Source organism: Pseudoalteromonas sp. SIMBA_162, assembly GCF_046535955.1.
Taxonomy (GTDB): Bacteria; Pseudomonadota; Gammaproteobacteria; order Enterobacterales; family Alteromonadaceae; genus Pseudoalteromonas; species Pseudoalteromonas marina.
On the sequence record NZ_JAWJBQ010000272.1, the window covers coordinates 1 to 279 of the forward strand.

Annotated in this window: 1 protein-coding gene; it reads right to left on the reverse strand. The window is 35.5% G+C overall.

Annotated features, from left to right (window positions below; translation table 11 throughout):
* Positions 1-255 (reverse strand): hypothetical protein (locus R0J88_RS19645; RefSeq protein ID WP_410900818.1); only part of this gene is annotated, 255 nt, incomplete at its 3' end.
* Between the last annotated feature and the right edge of the window lie 24 nt (positions 256-279).

Here is a 279-nt window from a genome sequence, read left to right on the forward strand (position 1 = left end):
TTCAAGGGATAGCACTAAGTTTAAGTTTTTCGCCGGTTCTTCTAATAAAATTTGCAACTGTTCAGTAACTACTAATTCTCGAATATTTAATGACATTAATTGTTGAAGTAGTGATTTCATTCCACCTTCTACAATCGTTGTCTTTGCTTCACCAGTTGATACGTCCAAATAAGCTAGGGAGAAGGTTTGCTTTGATAATTGCTCGGCACTTGCAATATAATGGTTTGACTTACCATCAATTGTTTTTCCTTCCATTAATGTCCCAGGTGTTATGAGTTG